The organism is Dietzia sp. IN118 (assembly GCF_032905965.1).
Classification (GTDB): Bacteria; Actinomycetota; Actinomycetes; order Mycobacteriales; family Mycobacteriaceae; genus Dietzia; species Dietzia kunjamensis.
Map to the genome: position 1 here is coordinate 837073 of NZ_JAUMSR010000001.1, position 15434 is coordinate 852506.

A 15434-nucleotide genomic window follows, 5' to 3' on the forward strand; every position below is an offset into this window, starting at 1 on the left:
GGGAGCGGCCCGCCCGCCCGCCCGCCCGGCCGGCCGGCCGGGCCGGGTCGGTCAGAAGTCGCCGGCGGACCGGCGCAGCGACGCGATGGCCTCGATGAGCGCCACCTGCTCGCTCTGGTCCATCCCCGGCTCGGCGAACACGCCGGAGTTCAGTGCCGCGGTCGCCTCGGCCACCACCTGCCTGCCCTCGGCCGTGATCTCCACGAGGGTCGTCCGCCCGTCCGTCGGATGCGGCCGTCGCTCCACGAGTCCCGCGTCGAGGAGGCGCTTCATGGCGCTGGTGACGCTGGTGACGTGCACCTGGAGGCGCTCCGAGGCCTTGGTGATGGGCAGCGCCCCGGAGCGGGAGAAAGCCAGCAGACGGAGGAGTTCGTAGCGGGGGAACGACAGGTTCCACGGCCGCAGGGTGTCCTCGACCCGGGCCAGGAGGATTTGGTGCGCACGCATCACGGAGGTCACCACCGTCATCCCCTGCGCGGCATCCGTCCAGCCCTCTCGCTCCCAGTTGGCGCGGGCCTGGTCGATGCGATCGGGGATCGGGGCGGTCCTGGGGGGCAAGGCTCACTCCTGTCGGACGCGGCGGTGGGATGATGGGCAGTCTATCCACACCAACCAGGAGGTTCAGGCGCCGTGGCCGATTCCGATGCTGAATCCCCGCCGGTGGCGACGACGGCCGGGGCGCCCCGGGTCCACGACCGCGCGGCGCAGGCGATCGCGGCCGCCGGCGGCCGGGTGCCGGACGTCCGCGGGGGAGCGGTGTTGGCGGTGGCCGGGGCCGACGACCCGGGCGGCCCGCCCACTGTGGAGCGGGTCGCCGGAGGGTGCGGGGGCGGGCGCCGGGTGCTGCTCGAGGGCAGGGCCGTGGTCCGCTCCGACGGCGTTCGCCCCACGCATCTCCTCGTGTGGGCATCCGGCCCCGACGGCGGGGAGGTCCTGGTCCTGGTGGAGCGGGGGGACCGGGGCGTTACGCCCTGGCCCGCGGAGGGCACCACGGCAGGGGAGATCGGGTTCGAGGCGGTCCGGCTGGACGCCGATCGGGTCGTGTCCGGCACCCTGGCCTGAGCGGCCGCGGGCGACGCGGTGAGGGGCGGGCCGTGATGTGTCCCGTCTCCGCCGTCGGCGAGGTGGTCCGCAGGGCGCCCACTCCGGCCGGGGGTGGGGCCCGGATCGCGAGTCGGGGTCCCGGACGACCCGGCGATAGGCTCCGCGTATGAGCACCTCCGTCCAGCAGCGGGGCACCGCGTACGACCCCTCACGCATCCGCCATCCCCACTTCCGGGGACTGGTCACCGACGCGGCCTCCGCTGTGGAGCAGATCGCCGATGGTGACACGGTGGCGATCAGCGGGTTCGCCAGCGCGGGCACGCCCAAGGCCTTCGCGCCGGCCCTGGCCGAGCGCATCCGTTCGGTACGGGCGGCAGGTGGCAGGCTCTCCGTCAACCTGCTCACCGGTGCATCGGTGGCCAGCGAGGCCGAGGCGATGCTCGCCGAGGTCGACGGTATCGCGTTGCGGATGCCGTATCAGAGCGAGCCCACGGCCCGCGGCAAGATCAACTCGGGCGAGATGGACTACGTGGACGTCCATCTCTCGCACGTGGCACAGCAGGTGTGGCAGGGCCACTACGGTGACGTGGACGTCGCGGTGGTGGAGGTCGCCGCGATCACCGAGGACGGCAAGCTCGTCCCCGCGATGTCGGTGGGCAACAACAAGACCTGGCTCGACGTGGCGGACAAGGTGATCCTCGAGGTGAACTCGTGGATCCCGGACGGCGTCGAGGGCATGCACGACATCTACTACGGCACCGCGCTCCCGCCGCAGCGCAGGCCGATCATGCTGTCGCGGGCCGACGACCGGATCGGCCAGCCGCTGCTCGAGGTGGACCCGGCCAAGGTCGTCGCCGTGGTGCCCACCGACCAGCGGGACTCCGCGAGCGCCCTGACCAAGCCGGACGCGGTGAGCGAGGCCATCGCCGGCCACGTCCTGGAGTTCTTCCAGCACGAGGTCGCCGGCGGCCGGATGCCGGCGGGCAGTCTCCTCCCGCTGCAGGCGGGGATCGGCAACGTGGCCAACGCCGTCCTCGCCGGGCTCGCGGCGGGGTCGTTCTCCGATCTGACCTGCTACTCGGAGGTCATCCAGGACTCGATGCTCCAGCTCATCCGGGAGGGCACGGTCGCCCACGCCTCGGCGACCGCGTTGGCCCTGTCCGAGGACGGGCTGACCGAGTTGGTGGACAACTTCGAGCTGTACCGCGACCACATCACGCTGCGGCCGCAGGAGATCAGCAACCACCCGGAGATCGTCCGGCGACTGGGGATCGTCGGGATGAACGGCATGCTCGAGGCGGACGTCTACGGCAACGTCAACTCCACCCACGTGGGCGGGACCCGCATCATGAACGGCATCGGCGGGTCCGGTGACTTCACGCGTAACGGATACGTGTCGATGTTCCTGAGCCCGTCCACGGCCAAGAACGGGGCCGTGTCGGCGATCGTCCCGATGGTCCCGCACGTCGACCACACGGAGCATGACGTCCAGGTGATCGTCACCGAGCACGGTCTCGCCGACCTGCGGGCGCTGAGCCCGCGCAAGCGATCGCGCCTCGTCGTGGACCGGTGCGCCGACCCGGCCTTCCGGCCCCTCCTGCACGATTACCTCGATCGGGCCGAGGCCCGTCCCGACGCGGGCAACACGCCGCATATCCTCGAGGACGCCTTCTCGTTCCACACGCGCCTCGCTGCCACGGGGAGCATGCTGGGGTAGGCGTCCGCCCCAGATCGACTAGGAGTCCGAGGATCGATGACGAGCACCCAGAGCCCCCTGCGCATAGGTAACGTCTCGGCGTCGCGGGCAGACCGTGCCACGGCGACGGCCGAGTTCCTCGCGGCCGCGGCGCTGGACGTGCTCGCGCTCGACATGCTCTCGGACGAGGCGATGCTCGAACTCGCCGGGCAGCGCGCGACGGGCGGCCCCGGTTACGAGGCGGCGGCGCTGGTCCAGATCGGCGAGTGTCTCGAGCGGCTCGGAGCCGGGGGAGTGCGGATCGTCACCAATGCCGGCGCTCTGGACCCGGAGGGGCTCGCATCCGCGCTGCGTGAGCTGGCCCGCGAGTCGGGAGTCGAGATCGCTGTGGCCAGCGTCGACTCCGGGGACGTGACGGACAGGGCGGTCGATCTGGGTCTCGGTCAGGTCGACGTCGCGACGGTGCGCCACGGGGCGTTCGGCATCTCGAGGGCGCTCGCCGCCGGTGCCGTCGTCGTCGTCACCGGGCGCGTCAGTCGCGAGGCGCTCGTCGTCGGCGCCGCGGCGGCGCACCACGGCTGGACCCCGTCCGCCCTGGACGCCCTGGCCGGCTCGGTCGCGGTGGGGCACGTGCTCTCCGGTGGCCCCGGCGCGACCGGGGTCGTCGACTCCACCACCGACGTCACCCGCACCACCGATCCGGTCACCGGCGGGTACCCCATCGCCGAGATCGCCGACGACGGCTGCGCGGTCGTCACGCGCCATCCGTCCGCCTTCGGGTCGGTCACCGTCGGGACCGTCACCGACCAGCTCCTCGACGGCGTGGCCGGGGCCCGCTACGCGGCTCCCGACGTGGTGCTGCGGCTCGACTCGCTCCGCCTGGCGCAGGAGGGCACGGACCGGGTCCGCCTCAGCGGGGCGCGCGGGGAGCCGGCCCCGCCGGTCGTGGCGGTGGTCGCCATGACCCGGGGAGCCCGGGAGGACCGGCGGCCCGTGCGGATCGCCCGCCCACTGGCGCAGGGGGAGTCGGGGCATTCGGTCGTCCTGCCCGACGGCACGCGCGTCGCGGTTCCGGTGCCGGTCGAGACCGCGCCCATCGGGCCGGGCGAGCTACCGACGCCGTGGTCCCCGGGCGCCGTCCCGGGCGGGGAGCCCGTCACCGCCGTCCTGGGCTCGGTCGCGAGCGTGCGCCGCGGCGTGGTCGGCCGCGGGGTCAACATCGCGGTGTGGACCTGGGACGACTCGGCGTTCGCCTGGCTGGCCGGGGAACTCACCGTCGAGCGGGTCCGTGAGCTCATCCCGGCTCTCGACGGTATGGACATCCGGCGCTACCTGCTGCCCAATCTCCGGGCGGTCAATCTCGTCGCCCGCCCGCCACGGGGCGAGGTACTGCGGCCGGGGCTCGGAGCCGACCTCGCCGCCGCCCGCCTGGAGATCCCCGGCGAGCTCCTGGAGGTCGGCCCCTGACCCCGCCCTGTCATTGCGCCGCCCGCAGCTCGGCCTTTCGGATCTTCCCGGTCGCCGTGCGGGGGATGGAGTCGACCACCACGACGTCGCGCGGCCGGTGCGAGGGGGAGAGCCGCTCCGCGCCGAACTCCATGACCGAGCCCTTGAGATCGTCCTCGGCCGGTGCGCCCTCGGCGGGCACCACGACTGCGACCACGAGCTCGCCCCACTTGGGGTCCGGGCGCCCGACGCAGGCGACCTCGGCGACGTGCGGGTGGTCCATGAGGACCCGCTCCACGTGCATCGAGGAGACGTTCTCGCCGCCGGACTTGACGATGTCCTTGACGCGGTCGGCGAACCACACGACCCCCTCCCGGTCGATACGCCCCAGATCGCCGGAGTGCAGGCGGCCGCCCACGAACGCCGCGGCGTTGGCCTCGGGGTTGTTCCAGTAGCCCTCCATCACCGTCGGTCCGCGGTAGACGATCTCGCCTTCCTGGCCGACGGGCATGAGCTCGGCACCGCCCGGTTCGCTGATCCGGTTCTCCGCGATCGGGGTGGGGTAACCCCAGGAGTCGGACTTGTCCGGATTGAGCTCGGGCCACTGCATCACGGTGGCCGGGGTGCACTCGCTCATCCCCGAGGCCAGCGCCATCCTGGCGTCCGGGAGCGCGGACTCCAGGCGTCTGCGCATCTCCTCGGACATCGGGGCCATGGCGTAGAGCAGGAACCGGATCGAGGACAGGTCGAGGCCGCGGTCCCTGCCGTCGGCGAGGGCCTCCAGCATGAGAGGCAGGCCGACCAGGTGGGTGGCGTGGACCCGGGCGACCGTGTCGGCGTATTGGACCGGGTCGAAGCCCGGCAGGAGGTGGACGGTCGCGCCCATGGTGACGGCGGACAACAGGACCCCGTTGAGGCCGGCGGTGTGGAAGAGGGGGAGCGGGCAGACCGTGACCGAGGCCTCGGCTCCCCAGTTGAGGCCGAAGACGGCCCCGTTGCCGAGCGCGGCCATGGTCACCGCGAGGTGCGAGGTGAGGACGCCCTTGGGGCGTGAGGTGGTCCCGGAAGAGTAGAGGCACTGCACGACCTGGCGGTCGCCGATCACCGTGTCGGGATTGGTGTCGTCGTCGGCCAGGAGGTCGTCCCACCCGATCAGCGCGGGACCGTCGGCGGGGGCCTCCAGGCCGTCGGGCACGCCTCCGACGACGACGACGGTGCGGATCGCGGGAATGGCGGCGACCGCTCCCATCACCAATTCCGCGAGTGAACCGTGGACCACGAGGATGCGGGTCCCCGAGTCGGTCAGGGCGTGCTCGATGTTGTCCAACCCGGACAGGAGGTTGATGGGCAGCGAGACCATCCCCGCCTTGGCCGTCCCGAAGTAGGTGGCGACGAACTCGCGGCAGTTCATCGACAGGAGCGCGACCGGTTCCTCCGCCTCGATCCCGTGCGCGGTCAACCCGTGGGCGAACCGGTTGGACACGGCCTCGAGCTCGAGATACGTCCACGATCCCGCGTCGTCCGTGAGGGCGGTCCGGCCCGCGAACGTGGCCGCCGCCCGGGTGGGGAGGTCACCCACCGAGCAGCGGCGGGCCAGGGCGTGGTCGACGGGGTCGATCCCGGTCAGATCTAGTCGCACGGTGTCTCCGTAAGGGGTCGGGGCCTCCCGCATCAGAAGTGACGGGGATCACCACGGCAAAGACTTCCAGGGGTGGCGGACAAAAGCAAGCAAGCACGCTTGCTTTATTCGTGGGGAGGTGGGATCGTTCTCGCCATGACCAAGCCCCAGCCCTCCGAGACGGAGGATCCGCACGCGGCCCTCGCCGCACTCAACGCCCGGGTGGACGAGCTCGTCGAGACCGTCGGGGCCGATCGCTGGAACACCGATACCCCGGCCGAGGGCTGGGACGTCGCGATGCAGATCGCCCACCTGGCCTGGACCGACGAGGTCTCCGTCACCGCCATCCGCGACGCGGAAGCCTTCCAGGCCGTGGTGGACAAGGCCTCGTCAGACCCCACAGGCTTCGTCGACGCCGGCGCGGCCGAGATCGCCGCCACCGGTCGCGACGAGGTCCTCGCGCGCTGGCGCCTCGCCCGGGGCGAACTCGCCGACGCGCTCAAGGCCGCCGACCCGGGGGAGAAGATCCCGTGGTTCGGCCCGCCCATGCGGTCCAAGTCCATGACCACCGCCCGGATCATGGAGACCTGGGCGCACGGCGTGGACGTCGCGGACGCCCTGGGCGTGGGCGTCGACACCGACCCGGCTTTCCTCGGCGCCCTCCCGCACGTCGCCCGTCTGGGCTGGAAGACCCGCGCGTTCGCCTACATGATGAACGGGCTGGAGGCACCCGCCTCCGAGGTCCACGTCGCCCTCACACAGGCCGACGGCACCGTCCTCGAGTTCGGCCCCGCCGACGCCGAGCAGCGGGTCACGGGCCCGATCCTCGACTTCTGTCTGCTGGTCACCCAGCGTGTGCACCTCGACGACACCGCTCTGGAGGCGGACGGCGAGGACGCGCTGGGATGGCTCCGCATCGCCCAGGCGTTCGCCGGACTCCCCGGCAGCGGCCGTGAGAAGGGAGCACGAGCATGACCTCGTCCACGTCCACGCCGTCCACCCCCGGACCGTCCACCCCCGCGCCACTGCGCGTCGGCAACATGTCCGGGTTCTACGGCGACCGCATCTCCGCGATGCGCGAGATGCTCTCCGGCGGCGAACTCGACGTCCTCACCGGTGACTACCTGGCCGAGCTGACCATGCTCATCCTCGGCCGCGACCGGATGAAGAGCGCCGAGCTCGGTTACGCCAAGACCTTCCTGCGCCAGCTCGAGGACTGCCTCGCTCTGGCACTCGAGAAGAACGTCAAGATCGTGGCCAACGCGGGTGGGGTCAACCCGGCCGCGCTGGCCGACGCCATCCGCCAACTCGCGGATCGGCAGGGGCTGCCGGCGAAGGTCGCCCACGTCGAGGGCGACGACCTCATCGCCCGGATCGGGGAGCTCGACGTCCCAGAGGACGCCGGGTTCCCGGTCACGGCCAACGCCTACCTGGGCGCCTTCGGCATCGCACGGTGCCTCGACGCGGGGGCCGACATCGTGGTCACCGGCCGCGTCACGGACGCGTCCGTGATCGTCGGCCCGGCGATCAGTCACTTCGGTTGGGGACGCGACGACCTGGACGCACTCGCCGGCGCCACCGCCGCGGGCCACGTCATCGAGTGCGGCACGCAGGCCACCGGCGGAAACTACGCCTTCTTCAACCGCGGCGAGATCGCCGACCCGGTGAAGCCCGGCTTCCCGATCGCCGAGATCGCCGCCGACGGCACCTCCGTCATCACCAAGCATGCGGGAACCGGGGGCGCGGTCACCGTCGGCACCGTCACCTCGCAGCTGCTCTACGAGGTCACCGGCGCGCGCTACGGCGGACCCGACGTCGTCACCCGACTCGACACCGCCGTGCTCGAGCAGGAGGGTGCCGACCGCGTCCGGATCTCCGGCGTCGTGGGCGAGACGGCACCGCCCACCACCAAGGTGTCCGTCACCTGCCTCGGCGGCTTCCGCAACGAGATCACGTTCCTGCTCACGGGCTTGGACATCGAGGACAAGGCGGCCCTGGTCGAGCGCCAGCTCCTGGCCGGGCTCGAGCGCGAGCCGGCGCAGCTGGACTTCCGCCTGCACCGCACCGACCACCCCGACGCCGACACCCAGGCCGCCGCGACCGCGCTGATGACCATCGTCGCCTGGGACCCGGACTCCGACGTGGTCGGTCGAGCGTTCTCCGATGCCGCGGTCGCCATGACCTTGTCCAGCTATCCGGGCGCCACCCCCAGCGCGCCGCCCGGCCGCGGGGGACCGTACGGCGTGTACATCCCCGCCTACCTGGACCAAAACGAGGTGCCGCACATCGCGGTCCTGCCCGACGGGACCCGGGTCGACATCGACCCCCCCGCCAGGACGGAGGAGATGGGCGACGGCCACGCCTCCGACGGACTGGACGCCGACGGCAACCCGCTCGTTTCCGCAGTGCCGGTGACGGGGTCGACCCGCCGGCGCCCGCTGGGCGACGTCCTCGGGGCCCGCTCCGGCGACAAGGGCGGCACCGCCAACATCGGACTGTGGGCCGGTGACGCCGAGGCCTACGCCTGGATGCGAGACACCCTCACCGTCGACGAGCTGAGACGCCTCCTGCCCGAGGCCGCGGAGTTGCCGATCGAGCGCTATGAGCTGCCGAAGCTGGGCGCGGTCAACTTCGTCATCGACGGACTGCTCGGCAAGGGCGTGGCGCACGGTTACCGCTGGGACCCGCAGGCCAAGGGCCTGGCGGAGTGGCTCCGCTCCCGGGTCGTCGACATCCCCGACCACATCAACGCCCCCGTGACCGCCGCACCGGCCCAAGCGAAGGAGAACGAGTGACCATCCCACGCCGTACCGTCCCCGCCGTCCCACCCCATGTGCCAGGCGACCCCTGGTACTCCGAGGAGCGTCTCGCGCTGCGCGAGGCCACGACCCGCTTCGCCGAGCGGGAGATCCTGCCCCACCTCGACGAGTGGGAGGCCGCGGGCTCGATCCCGCGCGAGCTCCACCGCAAGGCAGGCGAGCTGGGACTGCTCGGGGTCTCGTTCCCCGAGGAGGTCGGCGGCGGTGGCGGCGACGCGATCGATTCGATGATCGTGTGCGAGGCGCTGCACGAGGCCGGAGTGTCCGGCGGCGTGTTCGCGTCACTCTTCACCTGCGGCATCGCGATCCCGCACCTGGCCCAGTCCGGCACCCCGGAACAGATCGAGCGCTGGGTCAAGCCCACCCTCGCCGGCGAGATGATCGGCTCCCTGGCCATCACCGAACCCGGTGGCGGATCGGACGTCGGCCACCTCACCACCACGGCCCGGCGGGACGGCGATCACTACGTCGTCAACGGTGCCAAGACGTACATCACCTCCGCGACGCGCGCCGACTTCGTCGTCGCCGCCGTCCGTACCGGCGGCGAGGAGCTCAAGGGCGCCGCCGGTGTGAGCCTGCTCGTCATCCCCACGGACACCCCGGGCTTCCACATCTCGGCGCCGCTCGACAAGCTCGGCTGGCGCGCCTCCGACACCGCCGAGCTGACGTTCACCGACTGTCGGGTGCCGGTGGAGAACCTCGTCGGCGCGGAGAACGACGGCTTCGCGCAGATCGGGATCGGCTTCGTCGGCGAGCGCGCCGCGCTGGCCGCCCAGGGATACTCCCAGGCACAGCGCTGCCTCGATCTCACGCTGGACTGGGTCCGCGAGCGGGAGACCTTCGGACGCCCGCTGCTGTCCCGGCAGGGCGTGCAGAACACGGTCACCGAGATGGCCCGTCGGATCGATCTCGCCCGCACCTACACGCACCACTGTGTGAACCTGGCGGTGTCGGGGCAGGACGCCATCGCCGAGGTCTGCTTCGCCAAGAACACCGCCGTCGAGTGCGCCGAATGGGTCGCCAACCAGGCGGTGCAGCTGTTCGGAGGACTCGGCTTCATGTCGGAGTCCGAGGTCAGCCGCCAGTACCGCGATGTCCGGCTCCTGGGCATCGGGGGCGGCACGACCGAGATCCTGACCACCCTCGCCGGACGACGTTTGGGGTTCACGGCATGACAATCCTCCGTTCCACACTGGACACCACCAGCGCCGAGTTCGGTGCCGCGAGGCAGGCCATGGAGGGCAAGCTCGACCAGCTCGCCACGGATCTCGAGCCGGCACTGTCCGGCGGTGGCGAGCGCAAGGTCGCCCGCCACCGCGAGCGCGGCAAGTTCACCGCCCGCGAGCGGATCGACATGATCCTCGACCCGGAGTCCCCGTTCCTGGAGTTGTGCGCGCTCGCCGCGTGGGGCTCCGACTTCCAGACCGGTGCCTCCGTGGTGGCCGGGATCGGTGTGGTCGAGGGCGTCGAGTGCCTGCTCATCGCCAACGATCCGACGGTCAAGGGCGGCACCTCCAACCCGTGGACGCTGCGCAAGGTCCTCCGTCTCAACGACGTGGCCATGAAGAACCGGATCCCGGTCATCAGCCTCGTGGAGTCCGGTGGCGCCGACCTGCCCACGCAGAAGGAGGTGTTCGTCCCCGGCGGCGCGCTCTTCCGCGACCTGACCCGCCTGTCCAAGGCCGGCATCCCCACCATCGCCGTGGTCTACGGAAACTCCACCGCCGGTGGCGCGTACGTGCCCGGCATGAGCGATCACGTCGTCATGATCGAGGAACGTTCCAAGGTCTTCCTCGCCGGCCCGCCGCTGGTCAAGGCCGCCACCGGTGAGATCGCCGACGAGGAGACCCTCGGTGGCGCCGACATGCACGCCCGAGTCTCCGGCCTGGCCGACCACCTGGCGGTGGACGAGGCCGACGCTGCCCGCTTGACCCGGGGTATCGTCCGCCGTCTCAACTGGACCAAGGCCGGGCGCGCCCCGCGTGCCCAGGTCGCGGAGCCGCTGTACGGCACCGACGAGCTGCTCGGGATCGTCCCGGAGGACCTCAGGATCCCGTTCGACCCGCGCGAGATCATCGCCCGGATCGTCGACGGCTCGGTCTTCGACGAGTTCAAGCCGCTGTACGGCGCGAGTCTCGTCACCGGTTGGGCCGAGCTCCACGGTTACCCGGTCGGGATCATCGCCAACGCGCGCGGCGTGCTGTTCAGCGAGGAGGCCCAGAAGGCAACCCAGTTCATCGAGCTGGCCAATCGATACGACACACCCCTGCTGTTCATGCACAACACCACCGGCTACATGGTCGGGTCGGAGTACGAGCGCGGCGGCATCATCAAGCACGGCGCGATGATGATCAACGCGGTCTCCAACTCCGAGGTCCCGCACCTGTCGCTCATCACGGCCGCCTCCTACGGTGCCGGCCACTACGGCATGTGTGGCCGCGCGTTCGACCCCCGGTTCCTCTACACCTGGCCCAGCGCCAAGTCCGCCGTCATGGGTGGGCAGCAGCTCGCCGACGTGGTCACCTCCGTCGCCGCGGCCGCCAGCGCCGCCCGCGGTCAGGAGATGGACCAGGAGACCATCGACGGACTCAAGACCGCGATCGCCGACCAGATCGAGAAGGAGTCCCTGCCCGCCTTCCTGTCGGGGATGCTCTACGACGACGGCGTCATCGACCCCCGCGACACCCGGACGGTGCTGGGCCTCAGCCTGTCCGCGATCCACTCCGGAGAAGTCGCCGGAACCGACCGCTTCGGCGTCTTCCGGATGTGAGGAACGAAATCATGGAGAATTCATCAATCCCGACTCCGATCACTTCAGTCCTGGTGGCCAACCGCGGCGAGATCGCCCGACGCGTCCACCACACCGCGCGGTTACTCGGCATGACCACTGTCGCCGTGTTCTCCGACGCCGATGCCGAGGCGCCCCACACCCGCGAGGCCGACGCCGCCGTCCGCCTGCCCGGCAACACCCCCGCCGAGACCTACCTGCGCGGTGATCTGGTCATCGCCGCGGCCGAGGCGGCCGGCGCCGACGCCATCCACCCCGGATACGGGTTCCTGTCTGAGAACGCCGGGTTCGCCCGCGACGTGATCGACGCGGGCCTGACCTGGGTCGGCCCGCCGGTTGCGGCCATCGAGGCCATGGGCTCCAAGATCGAGGCCAAGAAGATTATGGGCGAGGCCGGCGTGCCGATGCTCACCGACCTCGAGCCCGCCGACCTCACCGAGGACATGCTCCCGGTGCTCGTCAAGGCGTCCGCCGGTGGCGGAGGTCGCGGCATGCGGATCGTCCGCACCCTCGACTCGCTGCACGACGAGATCGAAGGCGCGCAGCGCGAGGCGAAGTCCGCCTTCGGCGACGACGCGGTGTTCTGCGAGCGCTACCTCGAGCGTGGACGTCACATCGAGGTCCAGATCATGGCCGACTCGCACGGCACCGTCTGGGCGGTGGGGGAGCGCGAGTGTTCCATCCAGCGCCGCCACCAGAAGGTCATCGAGGAGGCCCCCAGTCCCCTCGTCGAGCGGACTCCGGGAATGCGGGAGGCGCTCTACAAGGCAGCCCGCGACGCCGCCTCCGCGATCGGGTACACCGGCGCCGGCACGGTCGAGTTCCTGGCCACCGACGACGGCGAGTTCTTCTTCCTCGAGATGAACACCCGCCTCCAGGTGGAGCACCCGGTCACCGAGGCCACCACCGGACTCGATCTGGTCGCCCTGCAGTTCGACGTGGCGGCGGGCCTGCCGCTGCCGTCCGCGGAGCCACCGGCCACCCACGGCTGGTCACTGGAGGCCCGCCTCTACGCAGAGGATCCCGCAGGCGACTACACGCCGGGGTCGGGAACCCTCTGGGCGCTCGACGTCCGCGGGGTCTCCTCGAGCTTCGAGGGCCCCCACCGCCCGGGAATCCGGCTGGACAGCGGCGTCGAGCCGGGCGCCGACGGTGCCCTCATCGGAGTGCACTACGACCCGATGCTCGCCAAGGTCATCTCCTACGGCCGCACGCGCGCTGAGGCCTGTGCCTCCCTCGCCGGTGCCCTGGCTCGTGCGCGGGTCCACGGTCTGGTCACCAACCGCGCCCAACTCGTCCGCGTGCTCCGGCACCCGGAGTTCATCGCCGGCAACCTGTCGACGACGTTCCTCGACGACCACGGCGCCGAGTCGCTCGCCGCGCCGCTCGCCGGCCCCGAGGCCGTCGCGATCTCCGCGCTGGCCGCGGCGGTGGTCTCCGGAACCGCCGACCACCTCGCCGGACCGGTGGCGCTGGCCCAGGCCGGGTTCCGCAACGTCGGGCGCACGCTGCAGAAGCGGACGTTCCGCCACGGTGAGGACGAGTTCGAGGTGGCCTACATCCGCGAGCGTTCCGGCGCCCGCCCGGACGGAGACCTCGCCGGGATCGTCACCGTCGAGGCGGTGGCCCCCGACTCCGCCGTCTTCGAGGTCAGGGGAGTGCGTCGCGTCTTCACCGTGGCCCGCTACGAGACCCCGGGTGCGGACACCGTCGTCGAGGTCGACTCCCCGCTCGGTCCCGTCTCACTCGTCGAGCCGCCGCGCTATACCGACCCCGCCGCCGAGGTCGCCGCGGGGTCGCTGCTCGCACCTATGCCGGGCGCGGTCATCCGCGTCGCGGTCGCCGTCGGCGACACCGTCACCGCCGGACAGCCGTTGCTCTGGATGGAGGCCATGAAGATGGAACACACCATCGCCGCCGCCGTCGACGGCATCGTCGCCGAGCTCCCCGTGGAGGTCGGCACACAGGTCGAATCGGGAACGGTCCTCGCCGTCCTCTCCGATCTCGACACCGACACCGACACCGAACAGGACCGATCACGATGACCGACATCTCACAGATCCCCAATCCCGTCATCGACACGGAGGAGCAGACGCAGCTCCGCCAGGTGGCCTTCGAGCTGGGCTCGCGGTACGGCATCGAGTACATGCGGGACAAGTCCGACACCGGCGAGACCACCAACGAGTTGTGGACCGAGGCCGGCAAGCTCGGCCTGCTCGGCGTGAACCTGCCGGCGGAGTACGGTGGCGGCGGAGCCGGGATGACCGAGCTCGCCATCGTGGAGGAGGAGCTCTCCGCGGCGGGCGCCGGCCTGCTCATGATGGTCGTCTCGCCGGCCATCAACGGCACGATCATCTCGCGCTTCGGCACCGAGGAGCAGAAGAAGAGGTGGCTGCCGGGCATCGCCTCCGGTGAGACCATCACCTCCTTCGCGATCACCGAGCCCGACGCCGGATCCAACTCGCACGCGATCACCACCACGGCCCGCCGCGACGGCTCCGATTTCCTGCTCAGCGGGCAGAAGACCTACATCTCCGGTGTCGACCAGGCCGACGCCATCCTCGTCGTCGCCCGCCTCGAGGGCGCGACCAGCGGCAAGCTCCAGCCGGCCTTGTTGATGGTGCCCACGGACGCCCCGGGCCTCGCCAAGACGCACATCCCCACCGAGGTGCGGACCCCCGAGCGGCAGTTCCAGCTGTACTTCGACGATGTCCGGCTGCCGGCCGAGGCGCTCATCGGCGACGGCGACACGGCGCTGCTCATGCTCTTCGCCGGTCTCAACCCGGAGCGCATCATGGCCTCGGGCATGGCTGTGGGCATCGCCCGTTTCGCCATGGACCGGGCGACCAAGTACGCCAACGAGCGGCAGGTGTGGAAGACCCCGATCGGCGCCCACCAGGGCGTGTCACACCCGCTGGCGCAATGCAAGATCGAACTCGAGCTGGCGCGGTTGATGATGCGCAAGGCCGCGGCCCTGGTGGACGCCGGCAGGGACGACCTGGCCGGCGAGGCCGCCAACATGGCGAAGTACGCCTCCGGTGAGGTCTCGGCCCGCACCGTGGACCAGGCCATCCAGACCCTCGGTGGCAACGGTCTGTCGGTCGAGTACGGACTGGCCGGCATGCTCGCCGCGTCGCGTCTGCCCCGTATCGCCCCGGTCAGTCGGGAGATGATCCTCAACTACGTGGCCCAGCACTCGCTCGGGCTGCCGAAGAGCTACTGAGGTGAGCGCGGTGGAAGACCAGACGCTGGTGCACTACGAGGTCCATGGGGGCGCAGCCCGCCTCACCCTGGACTCGCAACACAACCGCAACGCCCTCTCGACCCCCCTGATCGAGCAACTCCACGCGGCGCTCGACCGGGCCGCCGGGGACGACACCGCCCGCGTCGTCGTCCTCGGGCACGCCGGCGGGACGTTCTGCGCCGGTGCGGATCTGTCCGAGGCGTCCGCGAACCAGGGGAGCCCCGAAGAGCAGGCCGCCGAGCGGACCCGGATCTTCCTGGGCGTGCTGTCCGCGATCCTCTCCCACCCGAAGCCGGTGATCGCCGCGGTCGACGGCCACGTACGCGCGGGCGGAATGGGTCTGGTGTCGGCCTGCGATTTCGCGATCGCCGGTCCGTCCTCGTCCTTCGCGCTCACCGAGGTCCGCCTCGGACTGGCGGCCGCGATGATCTCCGTGCCCCTGGCCGCACGCGTGAACTCGAGGGACCTCGCTCGAGCCCTGCTGACGGGGGAGAAGTTCGACTCCGGGCACGCGCTGCGGATCGGGTTGCTCTCCGATTCGGTCGAAGATGTCCAGGGTGCGGTCGGCGAGCTTGTGGCCGCCTTCCGGCCCTGCTCACCCCAGGGGCTCGAGGAGAACAAGGCCCTGCTCGCGGCGCCCGTGCTCGCCGAGCTCGAAGCGCGTGGGGAGGAGCTGGCGGGAGTCACCGCCCGTCTGTTCACGACCCCCGAGGTCGCCGAGGGAATGACCGCGTTCCTGGAACGCAGACAGCCCTCCTGGGCGACCGACACGGAGTAGC

At 71.3% G+C, this 15434-nt stretch carries 12 protein-coding genes; 10 read left to right on the plus strand and 2 right to left on the minus strand.

What is annotated here, in order from left to right; translation table 11 throughout:
* Positions 1-51: 51 nt before the first annotated feature.
* Positions 52-558 (minus strand): MarR family winged helix-turn-helix transcriptional regulator, encoded by a 507-nt coding sequence (locus Q2K20_RS04115; RefSeq protein ID WP_268098358.1) that lies wholly within the window; start codon positions 556-558, stop codon positions 52-54.
* A gap of 72 nt (positions 559-630) precedes the next feature.
* On the opposite strand from Q2K20_RS04115, the gene Q2K20_RS04120 reads away from it, so the two are divergent.
* The 3 genes from Q2K20_RS04120 (at position 631) to Q2K20_RS04130 (ending at position 4207) form a co-directional block, all read left to right on the plus strand.
* Positions 631-1062 carry a hypothetical protein gene (locus Q2K20_RS04120; RefSeq protein ID WP_268098357.1) on the plus strand — a complete coding sequence of 144 codons (432 nt, stop codon included), beginning with the start codon at positions 631-633 and terminating at the stop codon, positions 1060-1062.
* A 148-nt stretch (positions 1063-1210) separates the two neighbouring features.
* A complete protein-coding gene (locus tag Q2K20_RS04125) occupies positions 1211-2761 on the plus strand; it encodes a succinate CoA transferase (RefSeq protein WP_119193301.1) in 1551 nt (516 codons plus the stop codon).
* A 36-nt stretch (positions 2762-2797) separates the two neighbouring features.
* Complete coding sequence (locus Q2K20_RS04130; RefSeq protein ID WP_269501869.1) at positions 2798-4207, plus strand: acyclic terpene utilization AtuA family protein; 1410 nt, start codon at positions 2798-2800, stop codon at positions 4205-4207.
* Between the two features lie 10 nt (positions 4208-4217).
* Here Q2K20_RS04130 and Q2K20_RS04135 read toward each other — a convergent pair whose 3' ends face one another.
* Complete coding sequence (locus Q2K20_RS04135; RefSeq protein WP_083249509.1) at positions 4218-5825, minus strand: class I adenylate-forming enzyme family protein; 1608 nt, start codon at positions 5823-5825, stop codon at positions 4218-4220.
* 135 nt (positions 5826-5960) lie between these two features.
* Between Q2K20_RS04135 and Q2K20_RS04140 the strand changes: the two genes are divergently transcribed.
* From Q2K20_RS04140 to Q2K20_RS04170, 7 genes are read left to right on the plus strand one after another with little or no spacing between them, the layout of a single operon-like run.
* Positions 5961-6779: a TIGR03084 family metal-binding protein gene (locus Q2K20_RS04140; RefSeq protein WP_067716716.1), complete on the plus strand. Its 819-nt coding sequence runs from the start codon at positions 5961-5963 to the stop codon at positions 6777-6779.
* Complete coding sequence (locus Q2K20_RS04145) at positions 6776-8599, plus strand: acyclic terpene utilization AtuA family protein (RefSeq protein ID WP_067716712.1); 1824 nt, start codon at positions 6776-6778, stop codon at positions 8597-8599. Before Q2K20_RS04140 ends, Q2K20_RS04145 begins: the two co-directional genes overlap by 4 nt.
* Complete coding sequence (locus Q2K20_RS04150) at positions 8596-9798, plus strand: acyl-CoA dehydrogenase family protein (protein WP_082923930.1); 1203 nt, start codon at positions 8596-8598, stop codon at positions 9796-9798. Before Q2K20_RS04145 ends, Q2K20_RS04150 begins: the two co-directional genes overlap by 4 nt.
* A complete protein-coding gene (locus Q2K20_RS04155; protein ID WP_067716709.1) occupies positions 9795-11393 on the plus strand; it encodes an acyl-CoA carboxylase subunit beta in 1599 nt (532 codons plus the stop codon). The genes Q2K20_RS04150 and Q2K20_RS04155 overlap by 4 nt, the downstream gene beginning before the upstream one ends.
* A gap of 11 nt (positions 11394-11404) precedes the next feature.
* Positions 11405-13456, plus strand: coding sequence for an acetyl/propionyl/methylcrotonyl-CoA carboxylase subunit alpha (locus Q2K20_RS04160; protein ID WP_069388744.1), 2052 nt, complete (start codon positions 11405-11407; stop codon positions 13454-13456).
* Positions 13453-14634 carry an acyl-CoA dehydrogenase family protein gene (locus tag Q2K20_RS04165; protein ID WP_119193299.1) on the plus strand — a complete coding sequence of 394 codons (1182 nt, stop codon included), beginning with the start codon at positions 13453-13455 and terminating at the stop codon, positions 14632-14634. The genes Q2K20_RS04160 and Q2K20_RS04165 overlap by 4 nt, the downstream gene beginning before the upstream one ends.
* 1 nt (position 14635) lies before the next feature.
* Positions 14636-15433, plus strand: coding sequence for an enoyl-CoA hydratase family protein (locus Q2K20_RS04170; protein ID WP_069388742.1), 798 nt, complete (start codon positions 14636-14638; stop codon positions 15431-15433).
* Position 15434: the final 1 nt, after the last annotated feature.